26 protein-coding genes, 1 pseudogene and 1 other annotated feature are annotated in these 20,807 nt (G+C 32.6%); of the genes and pseudogenes, 5 read left to right on the forward strand and 22 right to left on the reverse strand.

Features of this window, described 5'->3' with window-relative positions; translation table 11 throughout:
* Positions 1–89: 89 nt before the first annotated feature.
* The 5 genes from LPC09_RS13530 to LPC09_RS13550 form a co-directional block, all read right to left on the reverse strand.
* Positions 90–821, reverse strand: a complete 732-nt coding sequence (locus tag LPC09_RS13530; RefSeq protein WP_098798517.1) for an alpha/beta fold hydrolase — start codon at positions 819–821, stop codon at positions 90–92.
* Between the two features lie 52 nt (positions 822–873).
* On the reverse strand, positions 874–1,341 hold the full coding sequence (locus LPC09_RS13535) for a GNAT family N-acetyltransferase (RefSeq protein WP_098798518.1): 468 nt from the start codon (positions 1,339–1,341) through the stop codon (positions 874–876).
* Positions 1,342–1,695: 354 nt separating this feature from the next.
* Complete coding sequence (locus LPC09_RS13540; protein WP_231307567.1) at positions 1,696–1,968, reverse strand: hypothetical protein; 273 nt, start codon at positions 1,966–1,968, stop codon at positions 1,696–1,698.
* Between the two features lie 232 nt (positions 1,969–2,200).
* Positions 2,201–2,392, reverse strand: coding sequence for a hypothetical protein (locus tag LPC09_RS13545; protein WP_098798519.1), 192 nt, complete (start codon positions 2,390–2,392; stop codon positions 2,201–2,203).
* Positions 2,393–2,433: 41 nt separating this feature from the next.
* Positions 2,434–2,874, reverse strand: a complete 441-nt coding sequence (locus LPC09_RS13550; RefSeq protein WP_098798520.1) for a YaiI/YqxD family protein — start codon at positions 2,872–2,874, stop codon at positions 2,434–2,436.
* 797 nt (positions 2,875–3,671) lie between these two features.
* Between LPC09_RS13550 and LPC09_RS13555 the strand changes: the two genes are divergently transcribed.
* Complete coding sequence (locus LPC09_RS13555; RefSeq protein WP_098799071.1) at positions 3,672–4,091, forward strand: HXXEE domain-containing protein; 420 nt, start codon at positions 3,672–3,674, stop codon at positions 4,089–4,091.
* Positions 4,092–4,161: 70 nt separating this feature from the next.
* On the opposite strand, the gene LPC09_RS13560 is transcribed toward LPC09_RS13555, so the two are convergent.
* The 7 genes from LPC09_RS13560 to LPC09_RS13590 all read right to left on the reverse strand — a co-directional run bounded on the left by LPC09_RS13560 (position 4,162) and on the right by LPC09_RS13590 (position 10,399).
* On the reverse strand, positions 4,162–5,415 hold the full coding sequence (locus LPC09_RS13560; RefSeq protein ID WP_098799070.1) for an MFS transporter: 1,254 nt from the start codon (positions 5,413–5,415) through the stop codon (positions 4,162–4,164).
* Between the two features lie 129 nt (positions 5,416–5,544).
* Positions 5,545–5,791 (reverse strand) — a binding site (T-box leader).
* A 237-nt stretch (positions 5,792–6,028) separates the two neighbouring features.
* A complete protein-coding gene (locus LPC09_RS13565; RefSeq protein WP_098799068.1) occupies positions 6,029–6,622 on the reverse strand; it encodes a kinase in 594 nt (197 codons plus the stop codon).
* Between the two features lie 291 nt (positions 6,623–6,913).
* Entirely contained in the window at positions 6,914–7,930 is a 1,017-nt protein-coding gene (locus tag LPC09_RS13570; RefSeq protein ID WP_098799067.1) for a DUF4179 domain-containing protein, read from the reverse strand.
* Positions 7,921–8,490 carry a sigma-70 family RNA polymerase sigma factor gene (locus LPC09_RS13575; RefSeq protein ID WP_098799066.1) on the reverse strand — a complete coding sequence of 190 codons (570 nt, stop codon included), beginning with the start codon at positions 8,488–8,490 and terminating at the stop codon, positions 7,921–7,923. Before LPC09_RS13575 ends, LPC09_RS13570 begins: the two co-directional genes overlap by 10 nt.
* Before the next feature lie 272 nt (positions 8,491–8,762).
* On the reverse strand, positions 8,763–9,383 hold the full coding sequence (locus LPC09_RS13580; protein WP_098799065.1) for an FMN-binding negative transcriptional regulator: 621 nt from the start codon (positions 9,381–9,383) through the stop codon (positions 8,763–8,765).
* A gap of 23 nt (positions 9,384–9,406) precedes the next feature.
* On the reverse strand, positions 9,407–9,925 hold the full coding sequence (locus LPC09_RS13585; protein ID WP_098799064.1) for a spermidine/spermine N(1)-acetyltransferase: 519 nt from the start codon (positions 9,923–9,925) through the stop codon (positions 9,407–9,409).
* A gap of 21 nt (positions 9,926–9,946) precedes the next feature.
* Positions 9,947–10,399 (reverse strand): MarR family winged helix-turn-helix transcriptional regulator, encoded by a 453-nt coding sequence (locus LPC09_RS13590; protein WP_098799063.1) that lies wholly within the window; start codon positions 10,397–10,399, stop codon positions 9,947–9,949.
* A gap of 113 nt (positions 10,400–10,512) precedes the next feature.
* On the opposite strand from LPC09_RS13590, the pseudogene LPC09_RS13595 reads away from it, so the two are divergent.
* A pseudogene (locus tag LPC09_RS13595) lies at positions 10,513–10,803 on the forward strand (YitT family protein); the annotation flags it as partial.
* A 282-nt stretch (positions 10,804–11,085) separates the two neighbouring features.
* Here the strand turns inward: LPC09_RS13595 and LPC09_RS13600 are convergent.
* From LPC09_RS13600 to LPC09_RS13630, 9 genes are all read right to left on the reverse strand, one after another.
* The gene (locus tag LPC09_RS13600) at positions 11,086–12,048 is read right to left on the reverse strand and encodes an NAD(P)-dependent alcohol dehydrogenase (RefSeq protein ID WP_098799062.1); all 963 of its coding nucleotides are present in this window, start codon (positions 12,046–12,048) and stop codon (positions 11,086–11,088) included.
* Positions 12,049–12,210: 162 nt separating this feature from the next.
* The gene (locus LPC09_RS13605) at positions 12,211–12,942 is read right to left on the reverse strand and encodes a DUF4386 domain-containing protein (RefSeq protein WP_098799061.1); all 732 of its coding nucleotides are present in this window, start codon (positions 12,940–12,942) and stop codon (positions 12,211–12,213) included.
* A 44-nt stretch (positions 12,943–12,986) separates the two neighbouring features.
* On the reverse strand, positions 12,987–13,211 hold the full coding sequence (locus LPC09_RS13610) for a helix-turn-helix transcriptional regulator (RefSeq protein ID WP_098799060.1): 225 nt from the start codon (positions 13,209–13,211) through the stop codon (positions 12,987–12,989).
* A gap of 3 nt (positions 13,212–13,214) precedes the next feature.
* Complete coding sequence (locus tag LPC09_RS13615; protein ID WP_098799059.1) at positions 13,215–13,661, reverse strand: hypothetical protein; 447 nt, start codon at positions 13,659–13,661, stop codon at positions 13,215–13,217.
* A 149-nt stretch (positions 13,662–13,810) separates the two neighbouring features.
* Positions 13,811–14,074 (reverse strand): GNAT family N-acetyltransferase, encoded by a 264-nt coding sequence (locus LPC09_RS27645; RefSeq protein WP_218012752.1) that lies wholly within the window; start codon positions 14,072–14,074, stop codon positions 13,811–13,813.
* Positions 14,075–14,111: 37 nt separating this feature from the next.
* Positions 14,112–14,237: a hypothetical protein gene (locus LPC09_RS27370; protein WP_255301675.1), complete on the reverse strand. Its 126-nt coding sequence runs from the start codon at positions 14,235–14,237 to the stop codon at positions 14,112–14,114.
* A gap of 176 nt (positions 14,238–14,413) precedes the next feature.
* Positions 14,414–14,704: a hypothetical protein gene (locus LPC09_RS13620; RefSeq protein WP_231307568.1), complete on the reverse strand. Its 291-nt coding sequence runs from the start codon at positions 14,702–14,704 to the stop codon at positions 14,414–14,416.
* A gap of 341 nt (positions 14,705–15,045) precedes the next feature.
* Positions 15,046–15,288 carry a hypothetical protein gene (locus LPC09_RS13625; protein WP_098799058.1) on the reverse strand — a complete coding sequence of 81 codons (243 nt, stop codon included), beginning with the start codon at positions 15,286–15,288 and terminating at the stop codon, positions 15,046–15,048.
* A 446-nt stretch (positions 15,289–15,734) separates the two neighbouring features.
* Positions 15,735–16,238 carry a DinB family protein gene (locus tag LPC09_RS13630; RefSeq protein WP_098799057.1) on the reverse strand — a complete coding sequence of 168 codons (504 nt, stop codon included), beginning with the start codon at positions 16,236–16,238 and terminating at the stop codon, positions 15,735–15,737.
* 868 nt (positions 16,239–17,106) lie between these two features.
* On the opposite strand from LPC09_RS13630, the gene LPC09_RS13635 reads away from it, so the two are divergent.
* The 3 genes from LPC09_RS13635 (at position 17,107) to LPC09_RS13645 (ending at position 19,608) form a co-directional block, all read left to right on the forward strand.
* A complete protein-coding gene (locus tag LPC09_RS13635; RefSeq protein ID WP_231307524.1) occupies positions 17,107–18,345 on the forward strand; it encodes an IS110 family RNA-guided transposase in 1,239 nt (412 codons plus the stop codon).
* Between the two features lie 654 nt (positions 18,346–18,999).
* Positions 19,000–19,440, forward strand: a complete 441-nt coding sequence (locus LPC09_RS13640) for a hypothetical protein (protein ID WP_231307569.1) — start codon at positions 19,000–19,002, stop codon at positions 19,438–19,440.
* 12 nt (positions 19,441–19,452) lie between these two features.
* Positions 19,453–19,608: a hypothetical protein gene (locus tag LPC09_RS13645; RefSeq protein WP_176551255.1), complete on the forward strand. Its 156-nt coding sequence runs from the start codon at positions 19,453–19,455 to the stop codon at positions 19,606–19,608.
* A gap of 402 nt (positions 19,609–20,010) precedes the next feature.
* Here LPC09_RS13645 and LPC09_RS13650 read toward each other — a convergent pair whose 3' ends face one another.
* Positions 20,011–20,727 carry a hypothetical protein gene (locus LPC09_RS13650; protein ID WP_231307570.1) on the reverse strand — a complete coding sequence of 239 codons (717 nt, stop codon included), beginning with the start codon at positions 20,725–20,727 and terminating at the stop codon, positions 20,011–20,013.
* Between the last annotated feature and the right edge of the window lie 80 nt (positions 20,728–20,807).

The following is a 20,807-nucleotide window of genomic DNA, read 5'->3' on the forward strand; positions in this document are numbered from 1 at the left end:
CGACCGATTGTGGAGTACAGGTTAAACAAACTTTTCAATAACCTACAACCTTTATTCATTTATTAATAGAAATAATGCATAATCCTTCACTAACTCATCTTGTCAATTAGCTTTTTTATCGCACTTACTACCTCTTCAGGTTCGACATTTTGAATATAATGAGTACTGTTTTTAGCTATTACCAATTCTCCATCAGCAGATATTTCAAGAATTTCTCTCTGCATTTCATTCCATAGCTCTTGTGATTCGTTTGAGTAATGATCTTTCTTACCAGCTGAAAGAACAATTACTGGGACATTTAATTTTATTTTAGTATCTTTTAAGTGTTCTAGACTTTCCATAAATTCATCATAGTTGCCTTCATAAATGAATTGTTTGTTGTATGCTCTTTGAAACTCTTTTGACATCATTGGGAGAAATCTTTTTCTATAGTCTTCAGGTGTAGAGTCAATCAGGACAAGCCCGCAAACATCATTTTGATATTCAGTTGCAAATATTCGCATATTATTAACTCCACCGAACGAATGACCTACTAAAATGTATGGAGGTTCTATCTTAGCTTTTACAAGAAGCTGTTTCAATTCTTTTACCATATCACGGCTGGTTCTTGGATTCAAACTTCTTTCGCTTTTCCCGAGTCCAGCTCTATCATAAATTAACACACTACTAAGTTTTGAAATATCCCCAATTACAGAATCCCAAGCCTTTGAGAAATCTCCATATCCTGCGTCCATAATAATAGTTGGTTTTCCGGTAGTTTCACTCAATAATTTAGCATATAGTTTACAATCACTTACTTGCACAAACATCTCTTTACTCATTTATTAGGTTCCTCTCATTTTAACTAATTAATATTTTACAGCCAAATAGTTTCTAAATCTTTTTATAAAAAGTAAGGGTTGCTTTATCGTTTAACTTCTTGGTTATTCCTGTTTTTTTATAACCAATTTTTTCATACAAATAACAATTTCTTTCTTCCTCTAATAATGTGGCTAATTCCCAAGAAGTTGCATGGGGGAACATGTCTTCAATTAGTTTAATTGCCTTCTGTGCAATTCCTTTTCCTTGATAAGTAGGTAGAATGAACATTGGGCTAATCCAAAACTGTGTCTCCTCATTGGTAAAAATGCAAATAGCGCCTACAAGTTTATTATCAGCTAATATCTTATAAAAACCACCGTCAGATCTATTAATTCTTGATACTACTTTTTCAACACTTTCATTTGCTGGATTAGTTTCATAATCTTTATACTTATCCAACAATGGCATAAAGGCCTCAACTTGAATATCAAAAATTTCTTTGGCGTTATTGGCAGTAGCTTTTTCTAATATAACTTTCATTACAACACCAACTCTCTGAATTTTAATTATTATATATTATTCAATGCTTAACTAAAATTCACCTTTTAAGGAATACCTTAACCAATGAAAAAGGGCGACATCCTTATTCAAGGAGTGAGGATGGGTATTGAACTAACACTACACTAGTTTGATAAGGTTTTTAACCTCTTCCACGATTATTCTTTATCACTTTATAAATGAGAAAAAAGCTAAAATACTCAAAACAAAAAATATAATCATTTTAATAATAATTTGTTGTCCATCAAAGAAATCATCAAAAGGACTTCTCATTTCATATTCTGCTTCTCTATTTGCCTTTATATATTGACCATCCTATTCTCCAACTGCTATTGCTTAGTCTGTACTTATCTCTTTAATTGAATAGTATTTAGTGCCTCGCTTATAGGCATTAGAGAAGTTACTGGAATACTGTTCCATATCCGAATGCCTAGTGACATGTCCTATTTCATTATCAATTTCCGTTACATATTCATCACTTATCACATAAATATATCCATCCCAAACTACAAATGGATAAGCCCAAGATGTTGCTAATGTCTTACCTGGATAAAAGGAAATAAATAAAACAAATAAAACAGCAATAGATAATAAATGTTTACTTTTCACACAAGTCCCCTTTCTTAAATTTGACGGTTATATTTAATGTAAGTTTCAATTCAGGTTGAACAAAACTGCTCGATATTTAAGTGTAACGCTTCACAATCTCTTTTCCATTTCTAGCAATTCACATAAAAAAGACACGAATGTTACACATTCGCGCTTTTATTGTTGAAGAATAATATCAATAAAACAAACAATTATAACAAAATTTTAGTAAGAATAAACAAAAGAAAAGAATTTACTTTTTGGGCTGATCAAGTGCTTGGTAAGCTACCTGGTACTTTCCTCCATCAGCAACTTCTGAATGGTACAAGGCCTTAAGGGCATTGTTTTTTTCAAGTCCCATTTCTGCCTTCAGTTCTTTAAAGCGGGTATGCAGTTCTTTATTTTCCTTAATTAGTTGTTGCATTTGCGATTTTATGTACTTCAAAATATTTAGCTCCTTTCTGTATATCTGAGTTTAGCCTAATTTTAACTAGAAATAACCTGTTTAAAAAGATTCCTAAATTGCTCCCCGTCTTCTGCTGTAAATGGCTTTGGTCCCTTTGTTCGCTTTCCGCTTTTTCGAGCCATTGCACTTAAATAACGTGTTTGCAATAACTGGTCAATATTTTCATTTGTATAACTGAATCCTGTATGGTGGAGGACGATAATTCCTTTTGCTAAACCTAGCGAGGCAAGACCATAATCTTGCGTCACAATAATATCTCCTTTTTCTACCAACTTCATAATCCGATAATCTGCAGCATCTGCTCCAGAATCAACATAAATGGTTTCCACTCCTGTTGGCTGTTCTGCATTAGAAAAATGAGAAAAGCTTGTAACAAGGATAACCGGGATTTCTAAATTTCTTGCTTCAGAAATAATAATATCTTTCACCGGACAAGCATCTGCATCCACATAAATTTTCATTTTTCTTCCTCCTGTTAAGAAGTTTGACTTACTCTTTAACTAAATCTTTTTCAACTATGAAAGGGACTGGTGACTTTTATATAATAATATAAAGGATTTCTTCTGCTGTATTTTATCCTTATTATACTTTATAGGATTTTGTTGGCAATTGGTCGTCCCAAAAAAACGTCCAGAAAAAATAGGTCAGGTGGGGAATATGGGTAATAATAATCCGAAGAGAATGAAATCAATATAAAGAAAGCCTAAATAATGCTACTATTAAATAAAAGGGCAGTTATTTCTCTAGTATTAGTATGTATTTCATTAATTTTATCAGTCATAAGCTTGATAGGGATACCTATTCTATTGTAGGTTTTATTGTAAGTTATTTTAGTTTAAAGGAAACATATATAACAAGGCACAGAGGATACGGCTTTGCTATGACGGGTTTAATTTGTAATACATTAGCAATCATTTTACCTTTATTAATAACCCTAGTTTTCTTTCAACATTTTTTACATCATCTTCAGTTAATTTTTGTAATTTGTAATAATTTTGATTTGACCAAAAGTTTATATTATCAATCATGCTATATCATCCATTCAAATTTTTTTCTTTAGGTATATTATAATTATCACCGAATTGCTTTACATTCATTAGGTCCTATAATAAACAAAGCGCAAATGTAATTATAGATTCGCGCTTTTATTGTTGAAGATTGTTTTTTTACTTTATTAGTTAAGTGAACACTAAACAACCTAAAATATTCCAACTAGTGTTATTATAAAAATATATACTTATTTTGGAGGTTAAACATGATGTTCTCATTAGAAGTTCATAATGCAATTTGGCTTTTTTTAGTCATATTTATGTTACATGATTTTGAAGAAATAATCAGTGTTGAAAGTTGGTCTAGGAAAACTTCGAGTCTAATTGAAAGTAATAATAATCGCCTAAAGAAGTTAATTTGGAGCTTCTGGAATATTAATTCACATTCTTTTGCTAAGAGAGATGTGGTAATATTTTTAGTTGCCTCAACTATCGTATTCATTAAGGTACAATTCATTGAAAGTGGATGGACAGCAATCTTATTTATGATTTTTTTGTGTTTTGTAATATTACATAACCTTGTTCATCTCATACAGACCCTTATTTTGAAAACTTATACCCCAGGTCTCTACACGGCAATCGGACTTGTTACACCGTATACAATTTATTTATTTTACAGATTAGTATAGTTTGTCACCTTTTTTCAAGAACAGCGCTTTTATTGTGGATGATCATTACAATGGTTATTGTATTTTCTGCTTAAAGACTAATACTTCTGTTAGATTCAGCATCAGCTTCATAAAATTGTTTTTTTGAAGGTAATAAGCTAAAGGTACACAAAGTAATGGATAATACCAACATTACTAAAACACCCAAGAAAACAACTACCTGAATTGAAGTAATCTGAGCTGCAACTCCCATAATGCTAGTTATAATTATAATTAAAATCGCTTGAATTAAGCTATAAGCACTTCCAATACGTCCCATAACATCAACTGGTATATTGTTCTGATAAAATGTTAGAAAGCCTGTATTAGCACAAGCGATGAAGAAAGCTAGGATAAAAAACCCAAGTGCTGCAATGATAAATGAACTTGAAATAGCATAAATCATATATCCAGTTGATACTAGTACTGATCCTAAACCAATCAAAATTGAGGTTTTTAGTTTTTTAGCTGTTAAAGAGTTAATTAATGCTCCAACTACAATACCTGCCCCAGCAATGGTTACTAAAAATCCATACTCACTGTCTGACAAAAATAAAACCTCTTTGGCAAAAGCTGCTTCAAGAGAATCTATAGCACTTGCCATAATGACCATTACACAACTAAACAAAAAATAAATCATCATAATGTAACTAGATCCGCGACTAAATTCAACTACAGCATACCAATCCCTTTTAATCATTTTTATTGATAGCTTATTATTACTTAATGATATAGCTGTTTGTTTTTCTATATCAGGCATTAGTAATGTAATCATACCTGAAATAAATAACGCAATTGCATTTGTATAGATTGCAAAAATTGAAGTTCCAATAAAGAACAATAACCCTGCAATGGCTGGCCCTATTAAAAATGCTCCAGAAGTAACTAGACTATGAAGGGAATTAAATTGTTTTCTTTGTTTTTGAGGAACTAACTTTGTAATATATGTCATTGAAGTTGGACCAAACATAGAACTCGCCATGTTTATAATAAATACTACTAAATAAATTTGTGCAATGGATAACATAAATGGTAATAAAGCTATAAATAAAGCTCGGAATATATCAAGAAAAACCATTAGTTTTCTTTTGTTTAATCGGTCAATAATACTACCAGCCCAAAAATTCGTTAATAAAGTAGCCAGTGGTTTGATGATATAAAGTCCTGATACCGCAAGGGGTGAACCAGTCAAATCAAAAACGATCAAATTAAGTGATATGAAATAGATCCATTCACCAAAATTCGAGACCCCAATTCCAATTAATAGGATTGAGGGATATTTCCAAGACACAAGTTTTTCCTTCAAAACCATTCCTACCTCTCTCCTTTCTTACAAAAATAATAAATCCACCCTACAAAAAAACTAATATTTACTTTTTCCGTATATTTAAATATAAAGGCACAATACAAAAAAATCCCACCCCAAGATCAATGTCTTGGGGACGAGATTTTATAATCGTGGTGCCACCCCAGTTTATTAATATGTCGCCATACTAATCTTATCAGGTACAAAAAAACTATTACCTTAGCTCTATAACGGGAGCTTCCGTCATACTATCCCCTAAAAGGTTCCAATATGATACTCAGAGGCTTGATTCAATAAATCATCCTTACTCCTTTCCACCAAACGGAGCTCTCTTGAAAGAATGAATCTTATCTACTCTTCTCTTCATCGTATTTTTCATTAAAACTATATTACCATGACGTTAACATAATAAGTAAATATAAAATTGGTGAAATTTTCTTCTCCCACAATATGGCCAATATAAAAAGACACGAATGTTATTACACATTCGCGCTTTGTTGAATATCAAATTCTATTGTATTTCGTATCAAAAGTTCTATCTATAATTACTTCTTTTGTACAACATAAATCCACTTTAGCCTTTAGTTTTAGTTTAAGCCTATCATTCTATATTTTAATTCTGTATAACTAAATCGGCTTGTTCTATTGGCGAAACTGTTTTCATATAATAATCTTCTGCTTTCCAGTATCTTTTTTCAAACTTCTCAATGTTATTTTGTGTATCAACACTTTCACGTTTGAATCTCTCTTCTCGTACACAATTCAGAAAAATCATAAAATCGAAGTAATTTCTCCACTCTTTTCTTTGTAAAAACACTCCTTCGATAATAATTAGACAAGTATCTGGTATCATGACCGAATATAAATTTTGTGAATCTGAATTATAGTCATATGTTAATAATTTTAATTCATTAGATTCTTTAAGTCTTTTGAATAAATTCTCTTTTAGCCATTCTACATCCCATTGCAAATTGTAATACTCATACCACTCTTCATTACCAGTGCTATAACGTCTTTCTCTCTCTACAATGTAATCGTCTATATGTAAAACACAAGAAAAAATACCTTTTTCTTGAATATGCTGTTCGATGTTTCTTACTATTGTTGTTTTACCTGAGCGACTTAATCCATCTATTCCGAGTACAACCTTTTTACCTTTTTCAACTTTTGGAATGTTTTTCAATAATGTTGTTATTTTATCTTCCAAGCCCTAATCCCACCCTATTTTTAATATACATAATTACTTTAACCTGTTCCGTTCGTTAAAGTGTAACTCTCTTAACAAACTCAATTTCATTTTAATTGTTCTTCAAGAGTTTGTCCTTAATAAAATAAGCACCTTCCTTGTTCCAGAAAGGCGCTTTTGATTGCTGAATATTATATTTGTGAAAGAGCGTCATTGCTTTTTCCAAAAAACACTCCTGTTAATTAAGAAGACTCCCTATGTCCATTTCATGAAAAATCCGCCACTGTATGATTTTTTGCAAGCGCCTCTCTGTTATAAGTCAATAACAATAGGATCAAGTTCAATTTCTTTATGACCTTCTCCATAATTATTACTTACAATTTCAATGGGTTGAATTATTAACTTTCTCGCACCTTCTTGGATGGTACCAAATTCAGTTGTTCCCTTAAATGTTTTACCTTTATCGGGTGACATACCTCCACCACCAGTTTCATTTATATACACATGTCCAAGATCGTCTGAAACTCTGAATACGGGTGTCACACTTGGCCACAATTCAAGTAGTTCATCTGTTACCACTTGTTCATATGAAATAACAGTTGATACTGGCGTAAATTCAACAGATTGGAGTGTAAATGACACGTCTTCGTCCTGAACCGTCATATTCACAAGTTCTAGATTTCCTTCTAAACGTTCTAATGAAAAGGCAAAGGACCAATCACCTTTTATTTCTAATCCTTCATGATTGGTAAAAGTTGCAGGCTCCCAAGTTACCTGTACCGTTTCTGGATATACATCATCTTTGAAGTGAGGTGTAAGTGTCGCAATTCCAACATAATGTGTATTGTTAATCTTTGTAATTGTACCCGTACCACCACTTGCTATTGAGTCCTTTACATCAAACCAGTGAGGTGCGAGTGTATCTAGATTTTCACCAAATGGATGCTCGGTTTCAATTGCATAGGATACCGTAATATTCGTCCCATCATATACGGCATTATCAATCATGACCGTAATACCATTACTCGTCTGTGCAAGACCAATATCAGTAGAGAAGGTCTCAAAATTTTTATAGTGTTGCTCTTCGCCATTAAAATAACTAATGACATTATCCATAAACGGAATTTGTGATGCAAGAGACGGGAATGCAAAACCCGTTGCCGTACTTGTTACAAGAATGATAACAGCAGCGACACCAATATTACGCCAGATAGGTACTTTTTTTCGTTTTTTGAGTACATGTTGTTTCACGCGTGCTTTTTCGACCTCTGTTACGTCTACTAAATCAAGTTGATCGATATCCATATCTATCCATTCTTTCATACACATACAAATAGCTCCTTTAACGTGGTATTTGTGGCTAAGATTTTCTTACCTCGATACAACCGATTATCGACCGCAGCTTTCGATAAACCTAGATTGTCAGCAATTTCACTATTTGTAAGCTCCAAATAATATTTCATTATAAAAATATCCCGGTCAATTTCTTTCAATTGACTAATCGCAAATAACAACGCGTTTTTTTCTTCTCGTTTCAAGACAAATATATCTGTTTGTATAGCACTTGCTTTCTGTTCTAGTGGTGCGTCCTCTTGTTCATGTGCGACTTGATTTTTAGTTTGACGGTATTGGTCGATTGCTCTGTACTTCGTAATCATGCCAATCCATTTTTTGAAATCTTGTGTATCACCTTGAAACTGATGAGCATTTTGCCAAACAGTTAGAAAAACATCATTGATACACTCATCAACATCTGTTTGCTTCATATTGTGTAAAATTTTTGTGGCAATAGTTTTAACAAGAGGCATATATGCATCAACGATATACTCGAGTGCATCTTCCTTTTGTTTTTTTAATCTACTGATAAAGTTTGTCGATGAACTTTTCATTTAGTTTGCTCCTTTTGTGATTGAAAAAGCTTTTTCATAAAGTACAACGAATTGTTTATAAGTTTATTCTCAAAATTTTTTTGATATTTTTTTATTTATTGATAAGACTAATTTTCCCTCCATTACTATGCAAGAAAAATTGAAAATTGAAAAGGCGTTCCTGCATTTTGCAGAAACGCCCCTAAAGTGCGAGCACCTATCCTTGTTCAAGAACAGCGCTTTTGATTGTTGAAGATAGTGATTGAACAGAACTCTCAGTTTGTTTGATAGCATTAATAACCATTACTTTTTATGTTTGCTTTCATTAATAAGGCGATCTGTTGCTCATCTGCATTGAAATTTTGTTCAAGTTGATTGATAACTAACTCTTGTCTCTGTAAAGAATGATTTTGACTTAATTTAACTTTTCCTTCTATTTTATTGATCTTTATTTTAAAACCTTGAACTCCTTTGTTCATACCAGCAAGAAACTCAGCAGGTACATCCTGTAATCTATATGAACTTTCAGGAGTTTCATATTTTAATACCATGTCATGTAAGGAATCTATTAACTCATTTTCATCCTCTAAAAGTTCGACTTCCCCATATACATGAACTGTCACGTAATTCCATGTTGGTACTGCCTTATTCGTCTCATACCAAGATGGGGAGATATAACAATGAGGACCATGGAAGATAGCTAGAACAGTTTGATTTTCAATATCTTTCCACTGAGGATTTGGACGAGCAAAATGTCCATATAAGTATGAATTCTCCTTGTTCAAAATTAACGGTAAATGAGTTGCAAATGGAATTCCATTGTGTTGCGAAAAAAGAGTCGCAAAACTATGTTCTTTTATAATGTTGAGAGCTATCTTTTCATCTGTGATCTTAAAATATTTTGGAATATACATTCATAATCACCTTTCAAGAAAAGTTATTTGAGTATTTTTGTCATTATCATGTCCGTTTGCTCTTCATCACCCATAAAAAAAGAGTGGGCTCCTGTTTCAACAAATCCCATTTTCTTATAAAAAGCAATAGCATTTTCATTTTTTTCCCATACACCTAGCCAGATTTTCTGTCTATTTAGCTCCACTGCAATTTCAAGAGCTTTATTTAGCAGATGTTTACCAAGCCCATGTTTCTGAAATTTGTTCTTTATATAAATTCTTTCTATTTCTAGTGAATGTTCCCCCATTTCTTCGGATTGAGCATCATTTGTGTTGATTTTTAAATATCCAGCGACATCATTATTAAAATAAATAAAGAAGAACTGCGAAGAAATATTGGATAACTCTTTTTCTAGTTGTTTTAAGTTAAATGCCTTTTCCAAATAAGTATTCATATTTTGAGGTGTATTCTGATGCCTAAATGTATCATTAAATGTTTCATAACTAACTTCTTGAAGTGTTCTTAGATTTTCAAGCGTGCATATTTTAATATTTATAGTCATTTATGTAACGCTCCTTATATATTAATAATTTCTCTTGTTTCCTTTCTTAACGTACTCCCAATCGACTTCTACATTTCTCCTTACTCTTTGTAAAAGATTAAGTATGGTCTCCACTTCAATTTCAGAAAATCCCTCTAATGCAACATTATTGGAATGTTCATTTTCTCTTTTTATGAATGGATAAACATTTTTTCCTTTCTCTGTTGGAAAAAGCCTTTTAATTTTTTGGTTATGTTCATCATCTTTCTTTTCAATAAAACCATTTATTTCAAGCTTTTTTATAGCTCGAGCTGCTGTCGTTCGATCTACTTTTATCAACTCAGCTAACTTTTCTTGTATAATTCCCGGATTTTCGTATATTCGGATTAGGTACAAATACTGCCCTTTTGTAAGGTCAAATTCTTTAAATTCAATATTGCTTATGGAATCTAAAGCCCTTGCTATCATTCCAATTTCTCGAAGAATTTCCTTCATAATTAACTCCTTTATATAAATTTTGTTGTAAATACAATAAAATCACCATATATTAAATGTATCTTAAATTTATTGCATTTGCAATAAAAAAACAGAAAGGTAGGTGTAGTAAAGTGAAATACGTTTTTTATGTACTAGGAATTTTAATTTTAACCCTTGGTATTTCATTAACTATACATTCAGACCTTGGGACTTCACCCTTTGATGCGCTTTTAGTAGGACTGTCTATAAATGTAGGGCTTACAGTTGGAAGTTGGGAAATAATAATAGCTTTAATATTGATAGGTTGTAATTCATTTTTAAAAAGAGAAAGAGTCGAGGTTTTGGGATTGCTAACAGCATTAATAACAGGTATTGCTATTGATATTTGGCTAATATTATTGGGAGATTTGATAACACCTGAATAATCACAAAAATTTCACATAAAAAGACGCAAATGTTATTACACATGCGCGCTTTGTTTGTTGAATATCACCTTGTTATGAACAATATGGTTGTACTGTTCATAAAGAGTTCCACATAAACACAGGGGCTTCTTCAACTAAAGCCCCCGTTAGTTTAAGTACAATGTTTCACAAACAGACAAAATTACCACTTCATTTATTACAGGAATGCTTACCCTTAAGTCGAATAAGAGAAAGGAAGAATCCCTCCATTTCCTACTGCACAAGGTAAAAAACTCAGAGTTACGTCAAAGTTATGATGACATTTCCCTTTTTGTGTCCCTTTTCTACATATCGGTGAGCCTCGGCAACTTCTTCCAATGAATATCGTCGATCGATGACTGCTTTAATCTTTCCTACCTCATAAAGGTCTTTAAGATAATTCAGATTTGCTTGGTTCTGCATAAGTCCCGCGGTTACAAAAATTGCTTTCTTTTTCCCAAACATCGTTGTCTTTAACATGTCAAATAGAATGGATAATGAAAGTACAGTGGAAAGGTATGTTCCTCTTTTCGAGAGAGAGCCTTTACATTGTGAAAAGGAACGTTTACCCACTACATCAAAAATAACATCATATGTTTGACCGTTCTTCGTAAAATCCTCCTTGGTGTAGTCAACTACCTTATCTGCTCCATGCGACTTTACCATCTCTATATTTGTTGTACTGCATACTCCAGTAACTTCTGCACCCAAGTATTTAGCTATTTGTACCGCATATATCCCTACTGCTCCAGATGCACCATTAATCAAAACATGTTGTCCGTGCTGTAACTTTGCTTTATCACGAAGGAACGTCAGTGCGGTAGGTGCACCATCACAGATGGCAACAGCTTCTTCATAGGTCATATTAGACGATTTGATCGCCAGAGGAGTATCTTCGTGCAGACATTTGTATTCGGCTTGAGCACCAAGCGTCCTTGCACTTAACCCAAAAACTTGGTCGCCTACTTTATATTTCAATACCCCTTTTCCAATAGCTTCAATTTCGCCAGAAAGCTCAGCACCAAGTATTGAATTTTTTGGCCTTTTTAGACCGTAAACAAGCTTAACAATGGGGGAACCTTTTCGAAAGGTACAATCTGCTGGTCCAACTGAAGCCGCGTGAATTTTGATCCGGACTTCATGATTTTTCGGGATTGGCGTATCGATCTCTTGAAGTTTAAAAACATCTGGTGTTCCATATTTGGTGCATACGATTGCTTTCATATGGCCACTCTCTCCTTCTTTTCATCTTCTTACTTATAGAATTTTTAGAGGTAAACTAATACTAAAGGAATGTGGAAATCTATCTTGTTGGATTATTTCAAGATGAGGGTAACGTCTGTTATGGTTTTGATTAGTGGTTTAATTTTTTATATAGTAATTGCCTTACATTGAAGTAAACTCATGTTTAGTAAATTTCCTCTTTTCAGAGATAGAAGCAACCGCTGTTTCATCAAATCCCTTAATGAGGAGCCAAACTGCTAAAATCATTTCATTAGCTGCTACTGGCACAGCTAAAATAGCACCCCAAAAAGATATTTGAGGAAATACGCCGAACATGACGAACAAAGAACAAACAAAAACACAAGTTGCCCCTGTCATTCCAAGAATTGATATGAATCTCGGTACAAGTTTTGTTTTATAAAATATATAACTATACATCATCGTGTTTATACCTAGCATAAAAAGTGGACCAAGCATAAATGTCCAGTCATGTATTGCTTTTAGGATGATTCCTGAAGAATGATAAGATCTGGAATCTAGGGATTCTGTTGCTACAAATTCTTGGCTTAAGGTTAAAAGGGACAATACACTGATTAAACCAATCGTAATAATAATCGCTTCAAGAAATCTAAAACAAACGTGCCATAGTGCAATTGTTTCATTATACTTTCTTAACAATGGAAACAAGGTAGTAGCTGTTCCTATAGCCGAAACTACAAGAATTAACTCCATAAGCGCCCCTAATATTATCTGGTTTGAGTGTTCAAAACCTTTTGTTAGGTAATCTGAATCATTTAAGATAGGGGCGTATAAATTTAGACCTAGCACAGCCGAAACAGCAGCTAGTATAAACAATACACCTACAATTTTTGCAGCTTTTTTGTTTGAATTCATCTATTTATCCCCTCACATTATAAATTCGAAAACAATATGGTTCTTTATTGCTTTGTGTCTTCCCCATAATAAAATATCTCTTCTAACGGTAAGTTAAAGGTGTGTGCAATGCGAAAAGCTAGTTCTAGAGATGGGGAGTAATTCCCCTTTTCGAGAGCCACGATGGTTTGTCTTGTTACGCCCACCTTGTCAGCCAACTGTTGCTGAGTCATTTCATCATGGTTGAAACGTAATTTTCGGATGTGATTGCCGACAAGATTTTTACCCATTTTTTATACTCCTCTCCGATAGTGATAAAGTTTTGTAACGGAGCCCATCACATCTGAAATGAACCCTGAAGTAATCAGAATAATGAACATCATATGTGAGGGCTGAAAAATGACCAGTGATCCCATTGCAATAAGAAAGCCAATGATAAACACGAAAAATGAGTTCCGGTGCGCTTTCAATTCAATTAACTTATCTAATTCATCTGCAAATGTGGGTTCTTTTTCGTTGGTCGTAATTCTAAATATAATGTTGAAAATAATGCTGATTATGATATGTGCAACGATTGAAAACAATGTCAGGAAGAGGACAAAGGAACCCCAATAACGAAAAGCTTCAATTGACTCCAGTCCCCCTCCTGGAAACCGTGGATACATGTAAAAGCAATAAGAAACGAAAATGAGTATTGCACTAATTACTGATACAATGCTTTTCTTTTCTTGGTATGTCATGATTCAAACCTCCTTGTTTGATAAATTTTACAAAATGTAAAATATGTTATACATAATGTAAAATAAACTATACACAAAGTCAAGTATAAGTTACAAAAAAATAGGCAGGAACATTACCTATTGAGTAATGTTCCTGCCATAGCAATGAGTTAAAAGAACACTCCTTGTTGATGCATAGCATTGTCTTCTGGGACATCAACGATTTCTAAAAGATTAGCTCCGATATATTCACAAGTTTTTCTTGAAGCGATGTTATCTGGATTACAGGCAATAAACAGTTTTTCCATTTTATGAGTTTGTACCACTTTCCTCAAAAGCAATACAGATTTTGCAGCATAGTGATTACCTCTATTTTCCTCATCTACTGAATAACCAATATGACCACCATTATATAAGTTTTCATTGTATCCAATCTTATATCTATCTTACCAATAGGTTTGAGCGAACCACTTAAAGAAATGTTGAAATGATAAGCTGGAACCTAGTTCTTTTCCTTGTTTCCTGGTGATGTCTTACAAGATGTAATTCAATTTCCTCTCCTTTAATAATATTAAAATCCAAAAATTCGAATTCCACTATTCTCCCCCCTAATATACCTCTACTTATTCCACCAAACTGTCCGTTAGCCATCCATGAAGCAGAGCTTCACCACAGAAGGTGTAAGATAACTAAGTTCTTACATGGTAGTTTAACAATGAAGTAATATTTATACCTTAAACTTAGTTTTAGAATATAAGGTACATTAAACTTATTTATTTTTTATATATCCTTGGATGGTGTTTTAAGTAGATAAAGATCTTAGTTATTACAATTGCCATTATTAAGATGCCTAGATAATTAAGAAAGAGATAAAAGTAATTCATACCATTTCCTAGTTTGATTAAATCCCAAGCAACCATTACAGGTTTTAATAAAAATGAGAAAAAGGCACTCGTTAATACGCCGTAGAGGAATATATTCTTATTGTTATTAATACACCATTGATATACTAACATGAATGTGACAGGGACAAGTGAAGCATCTAAAGCAAAGTTAACTGGCATAACTGGTATCACCTGAAACGGATAATATACATACAGCAATTATCGCTTGTGTTAATAAGCTTTTACACTTGATTTACGCACTTTTAAAGAACAAAACTACTTTCCAAGAATTAGCTTAGAGACTATATTTATCAAAATAAAACAAAACCTTCCAAATACTAAGATAAGGAAGGCTATTTAGCATACTCATTTTTAGTATATCATCATTATTTTAATTTTTTTATTGAAAAATGTTGACAACTATTAGCTGGTTTTGTGGAAGATTACGATTATACTAAAGCCATTGTTACTTTAAGTGCATAGCACAAATTAAGAATATAAAGTAAAAAATCCAACCTATGTTAAGACTGAATTCTTTTTTCTAGGCTATTTATCTTTGTGTCATGTTTACCTGTCTTCTCGCTTAAATACTCAATATCGTAAATCATACCGTCAACCTTCTTAGATATTAGGTTTAAAGTTCCTTGAACATCTTCCTGTTGACTTCTCTCAATAGTATCAAGTCTATGTAAGACCTCTTTAAATTGCAGATCAACTTTATCAAACCGTTCTAAGATGATTTTTAACAATTGTTCATTATCCATATAATCACCTCGTTAATTCGTATATAGATAATTATATCATAAGTATCACCCTTAACTTTCATTAATTTTAGTAAATTTTATATTTTTAAAGGAAGCGCATCTTCAAAACTCTCTCCAGCTTCTATCCAATACAAATATTGATTACTAGGTATCTCCGAATTTATGTATCATTTCTGTATCCAAAAACGTTTATCAGTACTTATAGTATATCCATCATTGTTTTCCAATGTGTTTGTTCATTCTCTAGCATTACATTTCCCCCATTGTAAAAATAAGTATCTTTATTACAATTATAAATTAATTACTCAACATTTTAGATTTTTCTTTTTAAATGAACTGGTCCTTACAAAAAAGACGTTTTTTATTTAAGAACCCCGCCCAACACGAAAAAACACTTACCTTATATTCAAGATAAGTGCTTCTGATTTCGGAAGAATTCCTTATTATTATTTTGCGAATTCTTTTTCAGGCAACCCCAATATGTCTGTATTTTTAGGTATATGGCCAAGTAAACGTAGCATAGTTACAATTTGCCCTTTATGATGTGATTCATGAGTAATTGAATGGATTAGTAATTGATGTGGCGTCTTTCTTATATACCCACTACCTGCTCTCCAAGAAGGCTCTTTTTCGATAAATTCATCAAATTTGTTTTTGAATTGTTCAAGTACACTCTCTACATATTCATCAGCTTGTTTAAAATACCGTTGAATATCATCTACCTTCATATTATTAATTACTTCCTTCGTTAATAATGGAGATGATGATTCTGATAGCACAAAAGAACCTAACCATGCATGATAGCAACCTGCCACATGAACTAGGGAATCTCTAATGCTATGAAAACCAAATTCAAACTCTTTAGTAAAATCATCTTCATTCAATTCTCTACACTGATCTACTAAAATTTGACGTGTTTGTTTTACCCATTCATATTCTAACTTTTCCATAGCATCCTCCCACCCCTATTAGGAAAATTTCCCTTTTTAATATACACCAATTTACATTATCATTACACTTAATTTGTTTTTTATTGTGCTACCCTAAAGGTTATTAATACACCTTCAAAAATCCCTTCTACTTTAGCAAAAAATTCATCATACGTTAGGCGACAATCGCATAAGCGTATGATGAATATGGTATCAATCTTTTTTATCTGGAGTAGTTAGCTATAAAACAGTGACTCGTTTTCTATTTATTTGTGCATATAAATTATTAATTATCCCTTTTTGATTTTGAGTATATAGGAATTAAAAGTACCCCTATTCCAAATGTAGCATATGAAATCCATCGAACTATATCGTACCCTTCTGATTGTTTGAAAAAAGAAATATTAATAATCATTGCTAATGCAGCCAAAAATTGCAAGTGTTTTTCCTATTACCTGTTTAGACAAAATGAATTTCACTCCTTCCAAAACATTTTAACTAAATATCACCATATTTTTCTAACAAATTTAATCCTTTTGTAATCTGAAACAATTATTAATATTTACACATTAAATTCCTCAACAATATGGCCCTTAAATAAAACAAGAGCGCAATTCATTACTGCAGAATTGCGCTTTGTTCGTAATATAAGTTTAACCAGATTTTACTGGTTGAACTTTTTTTATTTAGTTTTATTATAGCGGTAGTCGGAGTAGAACGAAGCGCTTGTGGGACATGGATCCCGTCAGCAAAACTGTTCACTCCCTACTTGTATAATCATGTTTCAGGCTGGTTGGGACATGGATCCCGTTTAACAAGCGAACCTATGACAGTACAAGCAGCTCTAGGGACAACCGACTAATCTTAAATTCTAAGGAGGAGATGATTGATGAATCCAGTAATAGGTCTGGATGTTTCGAAAGGAGAAAGTCAGGTACAAGCATTCTTGGATAAGGGACAACCTTTTCGTAAAAGCTTTAGTGTAAAACATACAGTGGATGGTTTCGAGGGTCTATTAGTATTCTTAAAAGAGGTTGAAAAAGTAGCTGCTGGTAAACAACCTTCGGTTATCTTAGAATCGACAGGACATTATCAATCTCCAGTCATTCAATTTTTGGAGGAACATCAATATATTTATATTATTGTGAATCCCCTAATCTCTTATCGAGCAAGGAGTGCAAGTTTAAGAAAGGTTAAAACAGACGCTGTCGATGCCTATCTTTTATGTGAATTATTCTATAAAGAAGAAATTGAACCGTATAAGAAAAGAGGTATCCAACTCTTAAACCTTCGTAATCTTACAAGGCAACAAGAGACCATTTCAAGTATCTCTTCTCAAACCAAGATACAGCTTCTAACAGTACTAGATCAGGTATTTCCTGAGTATAGAGGGGTCTTTGGTGATTTATATTCGAAAGTATCTTTACAGACTCTTTCCTTGTTCCCTACTTCTGAACATGTACTAAAAACTACAGAATCTGTTTTAACCGAAAAGATTGTATCGTTATGTACAAGACGTTCTGAAAAGTGGGCAAAAGAAAAAGCACAAAAGCTTATTGAGGCAGCATTACGAAATCCATTTCAAAGCAACTTGTATGAAAGCCTTATTTTTAACTTAAAGATGTTAATTACCATTGTTCTTCAATACCAAGAGCACCTATCACAACTTGAAGCAGAAATAGATGCCCTCGCTAAAGAAATGGAAGAATATAAGATTATCCAGTCTATCCCTGGTATCGGAGGAAAGATTGCGGCAACAATCATATCCGAAATTGGAGAAATAGATCGGTTTAATCACCCTAAAAAATTAGTTGCCTTTGCAGGAGTTGATCCAAGCGTTTACTCTTCTGGACGATTTACGGCAACCCAAAATCGGATAACGAAAAGAGGATCCAGAAGGCTAAGGCAAGCATTATTTATGGCTGTATACTGTGGAATTCGAGATGCCCGAAAGCAAAAGACGAGTGACACTGTTATTCCTAGGAATAGAAAATTAAGAGAGTTTTACGATAAAAAACGCAATGAAGGTAAACCCTATAGAGTAGCAATTATCGCTTGTGTTAATAAGCTTTTACACTTGATTTACGCACTTTTAAAGAACAAAACTACTTTCCAAGAATTAGCTTAGAGACTATATTTATCAAAATAAAACAAAACCTTCCAAATACTAAGATAAGGAAGGCTATTTAGCATACTCATTTTTAGTATATCATCATTATTTTAATTTTTTTATTGAAAAATGTTGACAACTATTAGCTGGTTTTGTGGAAGATGGTGATTGAATTAATTCACCCATAATAAATGGTGCATTGACTCAAAAATTGTATCCTACAAAACACTAATTTACTATTCTCAATAACCAATTGTCTTCCATAGTTGAGAGTTTGTTGAAAATTCCAATTGCCCTAATTGTTATTATCTTTCTATATTTACTATCTGATTCCAATGCTTCTTTCAACTAATGTAAATACACCAGCGCTTATATAATGTTATCAAAATGAGTTAAGCCTTTGGAAATGGATACAATTGAACAAAACAGCTATTTTAATAGCACTAAACATTTTAAGTAACTTTATCATCATGAGAGTTGAATAATAAGATATTAAATGAAAAATCCTTATTAATCTTAATGAATATTTTGGGTTATAATAGAATTATTTTATGAGATATTATTCTAATATTTCTAGTGAAAAAGTTTGAATTTATTAAATATTAATTGTTTTGTATAAAAAATCCTGTTATTGTAATTTTTGCGAGCGAGTTACTAATGGGGGAAGAGAAATTGAAAATTAAGAGTCTGCTATTATTATTAATCTGTACTTTTGTAATTGGAATTACCTTTCCTTCGTACATTAGTGCGGCACCTAGTAAACCAAACTACGTACCAGTTAATGAAGGAGGCAGTTGCCCTAAAATAGACAGTACCATCCTATCCAAGAGTGATATTTACATAACAAGAGGTACTAACTATTTAATAGGAGCGGCAGTTGGTTTGTCATTGCCTACAGCATATCTCTCTATACCAGCAGGTATTACAGCTTCACTTGCAGCACCTATTGATTCAGCACTTATAGGGTGGAAAGTTGATACTTATCAATGTGTTTCACAGGTGGACACCTTTCCTAATGATCGTTGGAGATTCGACTATACATTAGTGTATTATGATGATAAAGGAAGGTACCAGAGCTCTCAAAGCGGTTATTATTATACTCCGCCATATTAAAGGAGTGAGAATATGGAAATAAGTTTTGATCCACAATGGATTATTATGCTTATAATAGTTATAATAATACTTTTTCGAATTAATATTTTAAAAGCAAGACTCAAAGAAAAAAATGAAGAAATAATGAAACTAAAAGAAGCTTTAAACTATTTCCAGAATAAAAAGTAATAGAAGAGAGGTCGATTCAAAAGCTAGTTTAATAACGATCTTTTGAATCGGTTTTTCATCTATTCCTCCACTGTTTTTAAAGGAAGCTACTAATACGGAAGAGTTTTAACCAAACATTTTTAGTGTAATGGTTCTTCATAATTACTTAACCCCATTTCTTTAGATAGTAGATAACAACACAGATAAGTTCTTCTAAATTTTGAGTTCGGTATTGTCACTAACAATAAGACCTTCATACTCCCCGTTAATACCCCAAATCAATATATAATATTCTCCATACAGTGTTTTATCACCTGTTTCTTCCTATTCTTAACTGCTACACTACAATAAAGGAACGTCAAACAGCAATCCTTTTTCTACCATAGCGCTTTTATTGTTGAATAACATTATTATCATCACTAACTAGTCATAATAATATGAGTTAGTCCATCCATATTCTTTACCATTATCTGCACACCATTTAAGAAAACCTTTTTTACCCTCATTTTTAAAAGCAATCCAATCGCTTAACAGATTTTTGTAGTAGTTTACACTTTCAGCTACATGCTTTCTACTATCAAGATTTGTGATTTCTTTAGAAAGGTTTTCGATTTTCAAAACAATGTCTTGATCCTCTGAAATATCGCCAAGGTAGGCATCCTCAGAAATGTGGTGAAAAGAAAAATTAAGGAAATTAAGATAATAGTTAATGATTGCCATTAATACTTTTTGTTCACTCTTTCCACCAATTCTTAGTGCCGTTTCAAGGTACTTTAAATGGTTTTCTGTTTTTAAGAATAAACCGTACCATCTATATGGTTGAGGGTCTATTGGATTTTCATACAACCACTCATCAAGAATTGGTTTTAGTATGTTTTCCTCAAGTGGATGTACTAGTACATCCTGTATATCCACTGATTCCTCAAACAATTTAAAAAGCCAGTGAGCAAATTCCTTTTTCTGTTTAGGCTGCCAGGCCTCTTCCTCATTAATAAAAAGGTTAAGCGATCTAAAGGCATCTTTCCTAAGTCCCTTTTCTTTAAAAAGGCAAAAATCTTTAAAATGCGGATAAATATCCAAAGTTTTATCTTGGATTAAATTCGTTAGTAAATCAATCAAATCAGCTACACCTTCTTTCATTGAGGAATTTTCAGCTTATTATGAATCAGCACCCTTAAATTTTCAAATTTGTTATATAGCTCATTTAAATCAACAATCTT

Origin of the sequence: Metabacillus sp. B2-18 (genome assembly GCF_021117275.1) — a bacterium.
Taxonomy (GTDB): Bacteria; Bacillota; Bacilli; order Bacillales; family Bacillaceae; genus Metabacillus.